The 14,061-nt window shown below is 71.1% G+C and carries 13 protein-coding genes and 1 pseudogene; 3 read left to right on the top strand and 11 right to left on the bottom strand.

The window, feature by feature from the left end; translation table 11 throughout:
- Position 1: 1 nt before the first annotated feature.
- The 7 genes from ACRAWC_RS04305 to ACRAWC_RS04275 all read right to left on the bottom strand — a co-directional run bounded on the left by ACRAWC_RS04305 (position 2) and on the right by ACRAWC_RS04275 (position 5,971).
- Positions 2-406 (bottom strand): TOBE domain-containing protein, encoded by a 405-nt coding sequence (locus tag ACRAWC_RS04305; protein ID WP_431346643.1) that lies wholly within the window; start codon positions 404-406, stop codon positions 2-4.
- A gap of 55 nt (positions 407-461) precedes the next feature.
- The gene (locus tag ACRAWC_RS04300) at positions 462-875 is read right to left on the bottom strand and encodes a molybdenum cofactor biosynthesis protein MoaE (RefSeq protein WP_431346642.1); all 414 of its coding nucleotides are present in this window, start codon (positions 873-875) and stop codon (positions 462-464) included.
- Complete coding sequence (moaCB, locus tag ACRAWC_RS04295) at positions 872-1,882, bottom strand: bifunctional molybdenum cofactor biosynthesis protein MoaC/MoaB (RefSeq protein WP_431346641.1); 1,011 nt, start codon at positions 1,880-1,882, stop codon at positions 872-874. Before moaCB ends, ACRAWC_RS04300 begins: the two co-directional genes overlap by 4 nt.
- Entirely contained in the window at positions 1,879-3,093 is a 1,215-nt protein-coding gene (locus ACRAWC_RS04290) for a molybdopterin molybdotransferase MoeA (protein WP_431346640.1), read from the bottom strand. The genes moaCB and ACRAWC_RS04290 overlap by 4 nt, the downstream gene beginning before the upstream one ends.
- A 134-nt stretch (positions 3,094-3,227) precedes the next feature.
- A complete protein-coding gene (locus ACRAWC_RS04285; RefSeq protein WP_431346639.1) occupies positions 3,228-3,572 on the bottom strand; it encodes a rhodanese-like domain-containing protein in 345 nt (114 codons plus the stop codon).
- 52 nt (positions 3,573-3,624) lie between these two features.
- Entirely contained in the window at positions 3,625-4,407 is a 783-nt protein-coding gene (locus tag ACRAWC_RS04280; protein WP_431346638.1) for a HesA/MoeB/ThiF family protein, read from the bottom strand.
- A 4-nt stretch (positions 4,408-4,411) separates the two neighbouring features.
- On the bottom strand, positions 4,412-5,971 hold the full coding sequence (locus tag ACRAWC_RS04275) for a molybdopterin-dependent oxidoreductase (RefSeq protein WP_431346637.1): 1,560 nt from the start codon (positions 5,969-5,971) through the stop codon (positions 4,412-4,414).
- 69 nt (positions 5,972-6,040) lie between these two features.
- Here ACRAWC_RS04275 and ACRAWC_RS04270 point away from each other — a divergent pair.
- The 3 genes and pseudogenes from ACRAWC_RS04270 to ACRAWC_RS04260 all read left to right on the top strand — a co-directional run bounded on the left by ACRAWC_RS04270 (position 6,041) and on the right by ACRAWC_RS04260 (position 10,256).
- A pseudogene (locus tag ACRAWC_RS04270) lies at positions 6,041-8,595 on the top strand (DEAD/DEAH box helicase).
- 117 nt (positions 8,596-8,712) lie between these two features.
- Complete coding sequence (locus tag ACRAWC_RS04265) at positions 8,713-9,927, top strand: inorganic phosphate transporter (protein WP_431346636.1); 1,215 nt, start codon at positions 8,713-8,715, stop codon at positions 9,925-9,927.
- Positions 9,924-10,256 (top strand): peptidase, encoded by a 333-nt coding sequence (locus tag ACRAWC_RS04260; protein ID WP_431346635.1) that lies wholly within the window; start codon positions 9,924-9,926, stop codon positions 10,254-10,256. The genes ACRAWC_RS04265 and ACRAWC_RS04260 overlap by 4 nt, the downstream gene beginning before the upstream one ends.
- A gap of 39 nt (positions 10,257-10,295) precedes the next feature.
- Here ACRAWC_RS04260 and ACRAWC_RS04255 read toward each other — a convergent pair whose 3' ends face one another.
- From ACRAWC_RS04255 to ACRAWC_RS04240, 4 genes are all read right to left on the bottom strand, one after another.
- On the bottom strand, positions 10,296-10,859 hold the full coding sequence (locus tag ACRAWC_RS04255; RefSeq protein ID WP_431346634.1) for a hypothetical protein: 564 nt from the start codon (positions 10,857-10,859) through the stop codon (positions 10,296-10,298).
- A 219-nt stretch (positions 10,860-11,078) separates the two neighbouring features.
- Entirely contained in the window at positions 11,079-11,672 is a 594-nt protein-coding gene (locus ACRAWC_RS04250) for a hypothetical protein (RefSeq protein ID WP_431346633.1), read from the bottom strand.
- 92 nt (positions 11,673-11,764) lie between these two features.
- Positions 11,765-13,774, bottom strand: a complete 2,010-nt coding sequence (locus ACRAWC_RS04245) for an alpha/beta hydrolase (protein WP_431346632.1) — start codon at positions 13,772-13,774, stop codon at positions 11,765-11,767.
- Positions 13,764-14,060 (bottom strand): hypothetical protein, encoded by a 297-nt coding sequence (locus tag ACRAWC_RS04240; protein WP_431346631.1) that lies wholly within the window; start codon positions 14,058-14,060, stop codon positions 13,764-13,766. The genes ACRAWC_RS04245 and ACRAWC_RS04240 overlap by 11 nt, the downstream gene beginning before the upstream one ends.
- Between the last annotated feature and the right edge of the window lies 1 nt (position 14,061).

Raw genomic sequence — 14,061 nt, 5'->3', positions numbered from 1 at the left:
CTCACTCGGACGGCCCCGCGGTCTCCACGATGACGTTCGTGGCCTTGACGACCGCGACGGCGATCGAGCCCAGCTCCAGGCCGAGTTCGCGGACGGCCTCGCTGCTGATCAGCGACACGACGCGGTGCGGCCCGCACTGCAGTTCGACCTGCGCCATGACTCTGTCCAGGACGATGTCGGTCACGATCCCGACGAAGCGGTTGCGCGCCGACCGGCCGACCCCGGACGGGTCGGCGGGGAGCACGGCGTTCTGCTTGGCGAGCTGCGCCAGCTCCAGGCCGTCCACGACCGTACGGCCGGCGTCGTCCTTGGTGCTGGAGAGCACCCCGGCGTCGACCCAGCGACGCACCGTGTCGTCACTCACTCCCAGGAAGCTCGCGGCGTCTCTTACCCGTATTTGCGGCACGAACAGCACTCTAGACCGGCAGGAGCGTCGAAATCGACCCCGGAGCGGCTTTCGCTCAGATGCCGACCCACTCCGACGCGCCGTCGCCGAAGTGCTGGCGCTTCCAGATCGGCACTTCGGCCTTGATCCGCTCGACCAGCTCGGCGCAGGCGGCGAACGCCTCCGCCCGGTGCGGGGCCGCGACCGCGGCGATGAGCGCGAGGTCGCCGATGGTCAGCGAGCCGACCCGGTGGACGGCGGCGACGCGCAGCCCGGTGCTCTCGGCGACCTCCTCGCAGCAGCGCCGGAGGAAGTCGGCGGCCTCGGGATGCGCGCGGTAGTCGAGCGAGACGACGGAGCGGCCGCCGTCGTGGTCCCGCACGATGCCCTGGAACGACACGACGGCGCCTGCCTCGCGGCGCCAGACGAATTCGTCGAGCGTGGACGGGTCGAGCGGCCGGTCGGAGACGTCGGCGAAGACGGCGGTCATCGGATCCCGCTTTCGTGGCCGCGGTCGGTGTCGCCACCGAGCTGGTCGAGGAGGTGCGCCAGGACGTCGTCGAGGACCGCGAGCCCGTCGGCGACGCCGCCGCGCGAGCCGGGGAGGTTCACGACCAGCGTGCGGCCGGCGACGCCCGCCCGGCCGCGGCTCAGCGCAGCGAGCGGAGTCGAGGCGGCACCCCGCGCCCGCAATGCGTCGGCGAGTCCGGGGAGCTCGCGGTCGAGCACGGCGGCCGTGGCCTCCGGGGTGCGGTCGTCGGGGGAGACGCCGGTGCCGCCGGTGGTGAGGACGACGGCGGGGTGCTCGGCGACGGCCGACTTGAGCGCCGGCGCGATCTCCGCGTCCGCGACGACGCGCACCTCCGGGCGGAGGCCGTGCGCGTCCAGCCAGGAGGCGATGACCGGGCCGGTGGTGTCGGCCGCCTCACCCGCCGCGGCGCGGGTGGAGGCGACGACGACGATGGCGGCGCCGGGGTTCGACGAGGTGCGCGCCGGCGTCGCGGCGACGGTTCTCTCCTCGCCCTCCCGCCGCCATTCCCCGCGCTTCCCCCCGCTCTTCGCCACCAGCCGGACATCCGTCACGCTCGCCGCCGGGTCCACCGCCTTCACCATGTCGTGCAGGGTCAGGCCCGCCACGGCGACCGCGGTCAGCGCCTCCATCTCCACGCCGGTGCGCCCGTGCGTGCGCGCGACCGCCTCGATCGTGATCGACCCCGCCGCCTCGTCCAGCGCGAAGTCCACGCGCAGCGAATCGAGCGGCAGCGGGTGGCAGAGCGGGATCAGGTCGCTCGTCCGCTTGCCGCCGGCGATCCCGGCGATGCGCGCGGTCGCGAGCACGTCGGCCTTCGGGAGGTCGTCCGCCGCCACCAGGCGCACCACCTCGGGGGTGGTCGCCAGCCGGCCGCGGGCGAGGGCCTCCCGGTCGGTCTCCGGTTTCGCGCCGACGTCGACCATGCGGGCGCGGCCGTCGGCGTCCAGGTGGGTGAGCTCGCTCATAGGGTCCAGACTGTCACGTCCGAGCCCGAGTCGACCGCCTCCGCCTCCGCGGGCAGGTCGATGAGCACGTCCGCGGTGGCCATCGCGGCGACGAGGTGCGAACTCGGTCCCGACACCGGCGCGACGCCGTCGTCGCCGACCCGGCCGCGCAGGAACTGGCGCTTGCCCGGGACCGACCGCACCGACTCGGCGAGCCGCACCCGCCGGACCGGCAGCGCAGGCAACCCGGCCGCGTCACGCAGCGGCCCGCGCAGGAACACCGCGAACGACACCTGCGTGCTCACCGGGTTGCCCGGGAAGCACAGCACGGGCACGCCATCGACCACCGCCGTCGCCTGCGGGCCGCCCGGCTGCATCGCGACGGTGGTGACCTCCGCGCCGCGCGGCAGCAGCACCTCCCGCACGACCTCGTACGCCCCCTTCGAGATGCCGCCGGAGGTGATCACCAGGTCGGAGGCGGCGACCGCGGCGTCGAACACTTTCGCGAACGACTCCGGGTCGTCGCTGCTGCTCGCCCGCAGCGACACGACGGCGCCGGACTCCTCGACCAGCGCAGCGAGGGCGACGCCGTTCGCATCGAAGACCTGGCCGAAGCGCACACTCCGGCCCGGCGCGGCCAGCTCCGAGCCGGTGGTGAGGACGGCGACGCGCAGCCGCGCCCGCACCGCCACCGAGCTGACGCCCGCCGCCGCGAGCGCCGCCAGGTGGCGCGCGGCCAGCCGGGTGCCCGCCTTCACGAGCACGTCGCCGCGCTCCAGGTCGCTGCCACGCTCCCGCACGAACTCGCCGCGCTTCCGCGAGCGCCGGATCTCGACCACTGCGCCTGCCAGGTCGTCGTCCCGGCCGAGGACGAGCTCGGTGTCCTCCACGGGCACGACCGCGTCCGCGCCGCTCGGCACCGGGGCGCCGGTCATGATCCGGATGGCGGTGCCCGGCGTCAGCGTCAGCGGCACCTCGTGTCCGGCCGGGACATCGCCGGTCACCTCGAGCGCGACCGGCACGTGGGCCACGTCGGCGGCGCGCACCGCGTAGCCGTCCATCTGCGAGTTGCGGAACAGCGGGAGGTCCACCTCCGACCGGACGTCCGCCGCGGCGACGCGCCCGGCGGCCTCGGCGAGCTGGACGGTCTCCACGTCCGGCTCCGCCCAGAGCGGCTCCAGCAGACGGTTGACGTGCTCGACGTGGTCCTCGACGCTGCGCGGTGGGGTCATGGGTTCAGTATCCCGCGCGGCCCGATGCCAGGCGAGGCTTCCGTGGAGGGCCGGCCACGACAGGGGTCGCAACACGCCGCTACGTGCGCGGCGATGCGGCGTGTTGCGACCCCTGTGTTGCGACCGCGGCGCGGTCAGTAGCGGGGGAGGGACGGGTCGACTTCGCGTGACCACGCGTCCAGGCCGCCCTCCAGCACCGTTCCCGGGGCGCCGGCGGCCTCCAGCAGCCGGCGCGCGGTCTCGGCGCGCGGGCCGTGGTGGCAGATGATCACGAGCGGGTCGTCGCCCAGCCGCTCGGCCACCCCTGGCGCGTCCCGCACGACCACGTCGAGCGGCACCAGCAGGGAGCCGGGCAGTTCGGCGATGTCGGCCTCCCACGGCTCGCGCACGTCGAGGAGGACGTGCGGCTGTCCTGCGGCCAGGCGCGCGGCCAGGTCGGCGGGGGAGACGGTCGTGGCCGCCGCCGGGGCGGCCGCCACCCCGCGTCGGCCGGCGCGACTCCGCAGAACAGCTCGTAGTCGATCAGCTCCGTCACGTGCTCCGCCTGCGGGTCGGCGGCGTACGGCAGCTCGCGGAACGTCCCGCGCAGCCCGTCGTGCACGAGCACCCGCCCGAGCAGGAGGTCCCCTCCCCGGTCACGACCTTGGTGGCCTCGCTCGCCATCAGCGAGCCGATCACGCCGCACACGCTGGGCAGCACGCCCGCCTCCGCGCAGCTCGGCACGCTCCCGGGCTCCGGAGGCACCGGGAAGAGGTCGCGGTAGTGCGGCCCGTGCGCCGCCCAGCTCAGCCCGACCTGCCCGCCGAACCGGTGCACCGCGCCCCAGACCACCGGCAGGCCGGCCAGCAGCGCCGCATCGTCCACGAGGTACCGGGTCGGGAAGTTGTCGCTGCCGTCGAGCACGAGGTCGAAGCCGTCGAGAATGCTCAGCGCGTTCGCCGAGGTGAGGCGCTCAGGGAACACCCGCACCGCGATCCCGCCGTCGATGGCGTGGATGGCGTCGGCCGCCGACGCGGTCTTCTGCCGGCCGAGGTCGCGCTCGCGGTGGATGGTCTGCCGTGGCAGGTTGCTGAGCTCCACGCTGTCGTCGTCGACGATCCCGATCGTCCCGAACCCGGCGCCCGCCAGCAAGGGGAGCACCGCGGAGCCGAGGCCGCCGGCGCCGACGACGAGCACCCGCGCGGCGCGGAGGCGACGCTGGGCGACCTCCCCGAAGCCCGGGAGCTGCATGGTGCGGGCGTAACGCGCCCGCTGTTCCGACGGCAGCGCGGGGCCGCGCGCGACGAGCGGCGCGGGGCGAGCGGGGGAGGACATGGCGCTAGCCAACCACGGTCACGCCGATGGTGTGCAATCCGGTCGCGCCGTCCGGCACGACGTCCTGCACCTTGGAGGTCTGCACGGTCCCGTGCGCGTCGGTCGCGCGCACTTTGACGGTGTGCGCGCCGGGCGTCGCGTTCCAGGCGTACTTCCACTGCCGCCAGGTGTCGGCCGAGATGGCGTCGGCGAGGGTGGCCTCCTGCCAGGCGCCGCCGTCGACCTGCACGTGCACGGCGCTCACACCGACGTGCTGCGACCACGTGATCCCGGCGACGGCGACCGTGCCCGCCTTCACCTGGTGCCCGTCCGAGGGCACGTCGATGCGTGACTCCAGCTTGACCGGGCCGCGCTCCGACCAGCCGCGATCGGTCCAGTACGAGGTCGCCTTGTCGAACCGCGTCACGTTCAGCTCGACCACCCACTTGGTCGCCGAGACGTAGCCGTACAGCCCGGGGACGACCATCCGCACGGGGTAGCCGTGCTCCAGCGGCAGCGGCTGGCCGTTCATCCCGACCGCCAGGATCGCGTTGCGGCCGTCGGTCAGCGCCTCCAGCGGCGTCCCGGCGGTCCAGCCGTCCTGGCTGCGGGAGAGCACCATGTCGGCGTCGGCCGACGGCTTCGCGCGCGCCAGCAGGTGACGGATCGGGTAGCCGAGCCACGTCGCGTTGCTGATCAGGTCGCCGCCGACCTCGTTGGAGACGCAGGTGAGCGTGGTGATGGACTCCTCCAGCGGGAGGGCCAGGAGCTCGGCGAAGGTCAGCTCGACCTCCTTCTCGACCATGCCGGTGATCCGCAGCCGCCAGGCCGACGGGTCGATGCCGGGGATCTGCAGCGCGGTGTCGATGCGGTAGAAGTCGGCGTTCGGCGTGATGATCGGCGCCAGGCCGGGGAGGTCGAACGACGCACCGGCCGGAACAGGGGGCGCCGCGACGGCGGGCTTCGGCAGACGGAAGGCGGCACGCGCGGCGGAGGCGGCGCGATAACCGGTCGCGATCGCCTGACCCACGATCGTCGCCACGATTCCGGCGGCGGCGGTCGCCGAAGTGGCGCTCACGAAGTGCCGCCTGCTGACCGCGCCCTCGGGGGCGATCCGGGTCGGCCGGGTGCCGCGCAAAAGATCGGCCAGCCAGCCCAGGATCAGGATCGCGACCAGCGCCGCGAGCGCCGACGGCACGACGTTCACGATCGACGAGCCTGCGCGCGTGAACGCGGCGACGACGCCCAGCGCGCCGCCCAGCCCGATCAGGACGCGGCCGAGCGGAGGCCGCCGCAGCTCCAGCCAGCCCGCCAGTGCGCCCCCGATGAGGAGCACGACCGCGAGGGACGAGATGAGGAACGCCTTGTCGCCGGTCCCGAACACGCCGATCACGGCGTTCTTCAGCCAGGCCGGGGTGAGATCGATGACGAGCGCGCCGACGACCAGGACCGGGCTGCCGTCCTGCACGAAGAACGCGCTCAGCAGTTCGGCGGCGCCCACCCCCGCCACGACGCTCGCGGCGCCCACGGCGGCGGCGCCCCAGGAGGCGTGCCGGGCCGGCTCCGCAGACACAGGCGATCCCATAGCGGAAGGATAAGCGCGCGACCCGGTGGATATGCCGAGCATCCCCGCGCTGTGACAGGCTTGGGCCCTATGGCCTCCCTGCGCGTCGACGACCTCCCCGGCTGGGCCGGCCCCTCCTCCGTGAGCGAGGACGCCGTCTACGAGGCGTTCGTCGCCTGGGCGGAGTCCACCGGCATCACCCTGTACCCGGCGCAGGACGAGTCACTGATCGAGATCGTCGGCGGGTCCGACCTCATCCTGTCGACCCCGACCGGGACCGGGAAGTCGCTCGTCGCCGTCGGCGCGCACTTCGCGGCGCTGGCCCGCGGCGACCGGACCTTCTACACCGCGCCGATCAAGGCGCTGGTGTCGGAGAAGTTCTTCGCGCTCGTGGACATCTTCGGCGCGGAGAACGTCGGGATGATGACCGGCGACTCCGCGGTGAACGCCGACGCTCCGATCATCTGCTGCACCGCCGAGATCCTCGCCAATCTCGCCCTCCGGCAGGGAGCGGACACCCCGGTGGGACAGGTCGTCATGGACGAGTTCCACTTCTACTCCGACCCGGACCGCGGCTGGGCCTGGCAGGTGCCGCTGCTGCTCCTGAACCGCGCCCAGTTCGTGCTGATGTCGGCGACGCTCGGCGACGTGACGGCGCTCGCCGCCGACCTGTCGCGTCGCACCGGCCGGGAGACCGCGACGGTCACCGGCGTCGAGCGCCCGGTGCCGCTGCACTACTACTACGAGCTGACGCCCATCCACGACACGGTCGAGGACCTCCTGCACACCGGCCAAGCACCGATCTACATCGTGCACTTCTCGCAGCTCGCCGCCCTGGAGCGCGCGCAGGCGCTCTCCAGCGCCAAGATCGCGACCCGCGAGCAGCGCGACGCGATCGCCGAGCTGATCGGGGAGTTCCGGTTCACGACCTCCTTCGGCCGCACCCTCTCCCGGCTGCTGCGACAGGGCATCGGCGTGCATCACGCCGGGATGCTGCCCAAGTACCGCCGGCTGGTCGAACAGCTCGCCCAGCGCGGGATGCTGCGGGTGATCTGCGGGACCGACACGCTCGGCGTCGGCATCAACGTCCCGATCCGCACCGTGCTGCTGACCGCGCTGACCAAGTTCGACGGCACCCGGATGCGCCAACTCAACGCGCGCGAGTTCCACCAGATCGCCGGGCGCGCCGGTCGGGCGGGCTACGACACCGCCGGCACCGTCGTCGTGCAGGCGCCCGAGCACGAGAGCGAGAACATCAAGGCCCTCGAGAAGGCCGGCGACGACCCCAAGAAGCGCCGCAAGATCGTGCGGAAGAAGGCGCCGGAGGGTTTCGTCTCCTGGGGCGAGCCGTCCTTCCGCAAGCTCGTGGAGGCCGAGCCGGAGACGCTCACCTCGTCCATGCAGATCACCAGCGCCATGCTCATCAACGTCATCGGGCGCGGGGGAGACGTCTTCGGGCACGTCCGCGACCTGGTGTTCGACAACCACGAGCCGTGGAAGCGGCAGCTCGCGCTCGCCCGCCGCGCCCTCGGCCTGTATCGCTCGCTGCTGACGGCCGGAGTCGTGGAAGCCGTGGAAGGCGAGATCCGCCTCACGGTCGACCTCCAGCCGAACTTCGCGCTCAACCAGCCGCTGTCGCCGTTCGCGCTCGCCGCGTTCGAGCTGTTCGACGCCGAGTCGCCCACGTACGCGCTCGACATCGTCTCCGTGGTGGAGGCCACGCTCGACGACCCGCGACCGGTGCTCTCCGCGCAGCAGTTCCAGGCGCGCGGCGACGCGGTCGCGGCCATGAAGGCGGAGGGCGTCGAGTACGACGAGCGTATGGAGGCGCTGGAGACCGTCACGCACCCCAAGCCGCACGACGAGCTGCTGCACGAAGCGTTCGCGACCTACGCCTCCAGCCAGCCCTGGGTGGCCGACTTCGAACTGAGCCCCAAGTCGGTGGTCCGCGACCTGTACGAGCGTGCCATGACCTTCGGCGAGTTCATCGCCTTCTACAAGCTCGCCCGCTCGGAGGGCGTCGTGCTGCGCTACCTCTCCGACGCCTACCGCGCGCTGAACCAGACCGTGCCGCTGGACCTCCGCACCGAGGAGCTGCGCGACATCGTGGAGTGGCTCGGCGAACTGGTCCGCCAGGTCGACTCCAGCCTCCTGGACGAGTGGGAGGAGCTGGTCCACCCCGACGCCGCCCGGCACGCCGAGGAGCGGGGGAGCTCGCCCCGCCCGCGCCGCGGAACGTCACCACCAACCGCCGCGCCTTCTTCGTGCTGGTGCGCAACGAGCTGTTCCGGCGCGTGCAGCTCGCGGCGCTGGACCGTGTCCAGGAGCTCGGCGCGCTCGAGAACGAGGCGGCGGCGCTCGCCGAAGCGGCCGCCCCCTCGTTCACCGAGCTGCAGTGGGACGAGGCGCTGGAGGCCTACTACGCCGAGCACGACGAGATCCTCACGGACGCGTCGGCGCGGGCTGCGGCGATGATCGTCGTGGACGAGACCCCGGCCGCAGCGGAAGGGGTGTGGCGCGTCCGCCAGATCATCGCCGATCCCGAAGGCGACCACGACTGGGGGATCGCAGCGGACGTGCTGCTGGCGGACTCCGCCCGCGCCGGGGTCGCGGTCGTCCGGGTGACGGCGGTCGACCGGCTCTGACGGTTTGACGCGCCGGAGACCGCCGTGAAAACATGTGTGCGGCTGATTAATCGCGCCAGCCGCTCCGCATGAACTTCCGATGAACTGCTGTCGGCAGTCCACACGAGAAAGAAGCCGGTGGATCTCACCCTCATCATCGTGCTGGTCATCGCGCTGGCCCTCTTCTTCGACTTCACCAACGGGTTCCACGACACCGCGAACGCGATGGCGACGCCCATCGCGACCGGCGCCATGCGGCCCAAGATCGCGGTCGCGCTCGCCGCGGTCCTGAACCTCGTCGGCGCGTTCCTGTCCACGGAGGTCGCCAAGACGATCTCGGGCGGCATCATCAACGAGGGCTCCGGCGGCGTGCTGATCTCGCCCGAGCTGATCTTCGCCGGGCTGGTCGGCGCGATCGTCTGGAACATGGTGACCTGGCTCTACGGCCTCCCGTCGTCGTCCAGCCACGCCCTGTTCGGCGGCCTGATCGGCGCGGCGATCGTCGGAGCCGGGTTGGCGTCCGTGAACTTTCCGACCGTCCTGCAGAAGGTGGTCCTCCCGGCAGTCATCGCGCCGTTCACCGCGGGTGTGGTCGCCTGGGCGGCGACCAAGCTGGCGTACTGGATCACGCGGCGCTACGACGGCCGCCCGGACGGCCGCGGCGGCTTCCGCTACGGCCAGATCTTCTCCTCGTCGCTCGTCGCGCTCTCGCACGGCACCAACGACGCGCAGAAGACGATGGGCGTCATCACGCTGCTGCTGATCTCCGCGAACCTGTTGCCGGCGGGGAGCGGGCCGCCGCTCTGGGTCGTCGTCTCGTGCGCGCTCGCCATCGCGGTGGGCACCTACTCCGGCGGCTGGCGGATCATCCGCACGCTCGGCCGCGGCCTCACCGAGGTGAAGCCGGCGCAGGGCTTCGCTGCGGAGACGAGCACGGCCGCGACGATCCTGGCCTCCAGCCACCTCGGTTTCGCGCTCTCCACCACCCAGGTGGCCTCCGGCTCGGTGATCGGCTCCGGCCTCGGCCGCCGCGGCGCCTCGGTGCGCTGGGGCACCGCCGGCCGGATCGCGATCGGCTGGGTGCTGACGCTGCCCGCCGCCGGCGTGGTCGGCGCTCTCGCCGCGTTCATCGGCCTGCTCGGCCCGATCGGCATCCTCATCGACACCGTGGTCGCCGTCGTCGTCATCACGTTCATCTTCTGGCGCTCGCGCCGCAACCGGGTCTCCAGCATCAACGCGGTCGCGCCCGTTCCGGTCCAAGGCCACAGCGACGTCGCCGCGTCCGGTCGCGTGGTGAAGATCAAGAAGGTCAAGCCGCTCAAGAAGGAGCGCTCCGGAAGGAACCCCGCATGAGCGCCGTCCTCCAGTTCCTCAGCGTGTTCGCCGCGTCCCTGATCGGCGCGTGCGTGGTCGTCGGCTTCTACGCCCTGGGCACGCGCCTGCTCGCGGTGGCCGGTCGCGCGCTGTTCGTGGAGCCCGCGGAGTTCACCGACGCCATCACGGTCATCACCCCGGAGCAGGCGGCGAAGGCTCAGCGGAAGGCCGAGAAAGCCCAGCGCAAGAGCCCGGTGAGCGAGGGTCGCAAGCGTGCTGCGCTGGCGGGCGCTTATACGTGCTTCGTGCTCTGCGGGGCGGCGGTGCTGTACGGGCTGTACCTGATCATCCCGTACTTCCACGTCTGAGGGGTGCGGGTCGCTCCGCGGGGCGAGCCGTCGCGTGGCCTAGTTAGGCTGTCCCGGTGCTGGCGACGGTGGCGGTGACGGCGTGTTCAAGTTGCGCAGTGATCGCTCACGCGCCCACGTGTCGATGGAGGGGTGGGTGGAGCACTCCGTCGATACGCTGATGGACACTTGATCGCTGACGGCGGTGAGTCCGTTGTATACGCCGTCTGGTCGTGTGGCGCGGATCGCGACATCCATCTTGCCGGAGGGGGAGGTCCAATCGACTGTTCGTACGACGGTGAATCCTTGGCTTTCCCAGTAGGCGGTGAGTTTGTCCGCGATCGGGTGCGGGTCAGCCTCGAACGCATCGTGTGTAACGATGGCGTTTACCTGGTGAGCGGTCTTCGCTCCGACCGTCCCGCACGGCAGCAGGCCTACTTCCTCCGCGGCCGGGTCCCAGGGCCTGTTGTCGAGGATCGCGCCGCGGTACCAGCCTTCGGTGTCGCCGGTGGCGGCGATGGCGGCGTTGGTGAGGTCGGCCCATTGGGTCAGTAGTTCGGTGATCGTCTTCTGCGGGGTGCCCGGGGATTGTGGGACGGGGTCGCGTAGAGCGGGAACAGCCATACAGCCTCCGAGCAGTGACGCTGTCACGGTCGCCAAACCGCACAACTTCACGAAACGGCCGACGAACCCGCTCGATCGGCCCATCATCCGGTGCACCTCGGCCCACCGGCCACCGTCGCAGGAGAGTCGTTGAGGTTCAACACCCCGCACCCGCAACATTGTCGCACTGTCGACCCGGGCGGGAGGCGACTTCGGCCCGTGGCGATGCGCGTCCGAGGATCATCCCCAGAAGAACCCGTCATCCGGCTCCTCCGTGGTGGCGGACGCGGCTGGGGACGGTGACGGTGACGGCGTGTTCAAGTTGCGCAGTGATCGCTCACGTGCCCACGACTGGATGGAGGGGTGGGTGGAGCACTCCGTCGATACGTCGATGGAAACGATCTCGCTGGTGACCCCGAGTCCGTAGAAGACCCCGTCCGGTCGTGTGGCGCGGATCGCGACATCCATCTTGCCGGAGGGGGAGGTCCAATCGACAGTTCGTTCGACGGTGAATCCTTGGCTTTCCCAATATGCGGTGAGTTTGTCCGCGATCGGGTGCGGGTCATCCTCGAACGCGATGTGTGTCACGTCGTTGCTCACCTGATGTGCTGTCTTCGCTCCGACGGTCCCGCACGGTGGCAGGCTCACTTCCTCCGCAGCCGGGTCCCAGGGCCTGTTGTTTTGGATAGGACCGCGATACCAGCCTTCAGTGTCGCCGGTGGCGGCGATGGCGGCGTTGGTGAGGTCGGCCCACTGGGTCAGTAGTTCGGTGATCGTCTTTTGTGGGGTGCCCGGCGTTTGCGGGCTGGGATCACGTAGAGCAGGAACAGACATGCAACCTCCTAGGAGAGATACCGTCGCGGCTGCGACGACTGTCACGGCGCACGATTTCACGATTCGATTCACGAAACAATCCGATCTCCGATTCACCGTGTGGGCCTCAATCCACCCTCGACGTTTTCGGGCTGACCGACCGTGGTGTAACCCGTGTTCCGCAAGGCCTGTGTCTTCGGATCGAGGTAGCCGAAGCCTTCAGGGGCGATCCCGTTGAGCAGGTTCAGCTCGTCCGTCTGCTCTCCCACTGTGCTGTGGCCCATGGTCTGTTTCAAGACCTCACCGTTTGGGAGTACTGCTCCCTCGGAGGAGAACGATTGCGCGCCGCCCATCGACTGCGGCACGTTCAACCCGATGAAGGGCGTCGCCCATCCCGTCCCCGGGGAGCGGAGCGCTTCGGGGTTCGGCTCTGCCCGGCCTCCGAGAGCCGAGCCGAATGGTGCGAGGTGGTCCAGCTGGGCCGTCGTTGTGAAGATCGCCGGCTGGCCGCCCGGGCGCTTCACGTGCAGATCCGTCAGTGATCCCACGACGTGGGTGTCGATCCCCGCCGACCCGAGCATGGTGAAGGAGTCCACGTCGTGTTTCACCCGTGTCAACGCATCGGCGGCCATCGTCGTCCCATACGAGTGAGCTACGACCGACACGTACGGGAACGGTACGGCGGGGTGCGCGGTCCGGGTGGCGTGTGTTCCGTCCAGCTCGTTCGCGAACCGCCACGATCCGTCCTGAGCCAACGCGGGATTGTTCACGCTCGCCAGGTCCGGAGTGTCGTACCCCAGCCAGCCGACCACGGCATGCTTATGACTCCCGTCGACTCGGTTTTGCTCTCGGTACAGGTTCCTCGCGGCCTGGGACCAGCTCTCCGTGCCGTCCGCCGCGTCGGAGTTCATCCCGGGCGCCGCCCAGGTCACCGTGTCCGCCGTGTCCAGATCGCCGTACCCGACCGCGACCATCGGCACCGACGCGTCCAGGTTGAAAGACACCAACGACGCCAACGGGTCGGAGAGCACCGTTTCGAGAGCGATCAGCACCTTCCGCTGCTCCGGGGTGAGGCTGGCCGTGCGCAGCTGTGCCGCTTCGTAGACGGCGCGATTGCAGCGGTCGCGAACCTCATACGGCAGCCCGGCCAGGTTGCCGAGGACCCAAGGCGCCGCGGCCTCGAACGCCTCCTTCGCCTTGTCGCCGAGCCCGCCCCACCACTTCGCTACCGAATCCGGCGACGGCGGATGCTTCCAGAACTCCTGTACGAGCCGCGGATTCTCCGCCGCGAGCACCGCCAGCTCCTCGGGCGTCAACCGCTTCAGCGTGTCCATCAGGGACGCGTTCACACTCGCTGAGGCGGGGATGTGGGAGAGCTTTCCGACCACCGACGCGAAGGCTTTCAGTTCCGGCTTCGGCGCGGGCGGCAGGGCGCCGTGGAGTGCGCCGTCCAGTGCATCGGCGAAAGTTCTCTCGGCCGCGTCGTACTCCTGCTTCGCCCGTTCGGCTCTCCGCTTCGCGTCGTCCAGCCGCTCCTGCGCGTCGACGACCGTGCGGCGCGCGCTCGCCAGCTCGTCGCTCGCGTCCTGTTCCCGTCGGCGGGCGTTCGCCAGGTCCAGATGCGTCGGCGCCGAGGACCCCGGCGGCGGCTTCTCGGTGGAGCTGTACGCCTTCTCCAGCGCGCGCAACGCCGACAGCAGCGCCGCCTGTTCGACGCCCAGGGCGGCCACCGACGCCTCCGCCGCTTCCAGGTCCGCCAGCGCTTCCTTGGCGTCCTGCAGCGCTTCGCCTGCCTCGCGCTGGGTGTACTCCAGCGCCAGCGACCACCTGGTCGCCGCCACGACCCCCTCATTGTGCAGTTCGGCCGCCTTCAGGGCCGCAGCCGTCAGCGTACGCAGCCGGTCCGAGAACACCTCGGCGGCCAGGCCCGACCACGATGCCGCCCCGAGGTTGGTCTTCACCACCTGCCGCGCGACCATCGACTGCCGCTCCAGCCGGCCGGACCACTTCCGTAGGTGGGCGACCAGCGCCTCCACCAGCTCCGGATCACCCGGCGTAGGGTCGCTGTCGAACCCGACCGGCGACCAGTCCGCCCATCTCGAACCCGCCCACCTAGAAGCCATAGAAACCACCCCGGTCGCCCGCGAACCGGTCGGCGTCTTCCGCATCCCGGCGCGGATACGACTCGGCCGCTTGGGCGAGTGCGCCGGCCAGGCCGGCGACCAGGTCGTCGACGGCCGACTGGCCGCGGACCCAGTACGCCTCGTACCGGCTCACCGCCCCCCAGGCGACCGTCGAGCCGAAACGGCTGGACTCGTCCGCGGAAGGACGAGGGCCGGTCACGACCCCCTTGAGTGCTTTCGCGCCCGCCGACAACTGATCGGGGTCGACGCCGACCGTCCTGCCCATC

It is taken from the genome of Leifsonia sp. L25, assembly GCF_050632895.1.
Note: the sequence above shows the minus strand (reverse complement) of the source record. Positions and strands in the feature narration are given on the sequence as shown.

Coding starts and splice junctions, on each gene's coding strand:
- ACRAWC_RS04245 (WP_431346632.1), bottom strand. CDS start 13,774: ATGGCTTCTAGGTGGGCGGGTTCGAGATGGGCGGACTGGTCGCCGGTC.
- ACRAWC_RS04290 (WP_431346640.1), bottom strand. CDS start 3,093: ATGACCCCACCGCGCAGCGTCGAGGACCACGTCGAGCACGTCAACCGT.
- ACRAWC_RS04275 (WP_431346637.1), bottom strand. CDS start 5,971: ATGGGATCGCCTGTGTCTGCGGAGCCGGCCCGGCACGCCTCCTGGGGC.
- moaCB (WP_431346641.1), bottom strand. CDS start 1,882: ATGAGCGAGCTCACCCACCTGGACGCCGACGGCCGCGCCCGCATGGTC.
- ACRAWC_RS04260 (WP_431346635.1), top strand. CDS start 9,924: ATGAGCGCCGTCCTCCAGTTCCTCAGCGTGTTCGCCGCGTCCCTGATC.
- ACRAWC_RS04255 (WP_431346634.1), bottom strand. CDS start 10,859: ATGGCTGTTCCCGCTCTACGCGACCCCGTCCCACAATCCCCGGGCACC.
- ACRAWC_RS04300 (WP_431346642.1), bottom strand. CDS start 875: ATGACCGCCGTCTTCGCCGACGTCTCCGACCGGCCGCTCGACCCGTCC.
- ACRAWC_RS04280 (WP_431346638.1), bottom strand. CDS start 4,407: ATGTCCTCCCCCGCTCGCCCCGCGCCGCTCGTCGCGCGCGGCCCCGCG.
- ACRAWC_RS04240 (WP_431346631.1), bottom strand. CDS start 14,060: ATGGGCAGGACGGTCGGCGTCGACCCCGATCAGTTGTCGGCGGGCGCG.
- ACRAWC_RS04250 (WP_431346633.1), bottom strand. CDS start 11,672: ATGTCTGTTCCTGCTCTACGTGATCCCAGCCCGCAAACGCCGGGCACC.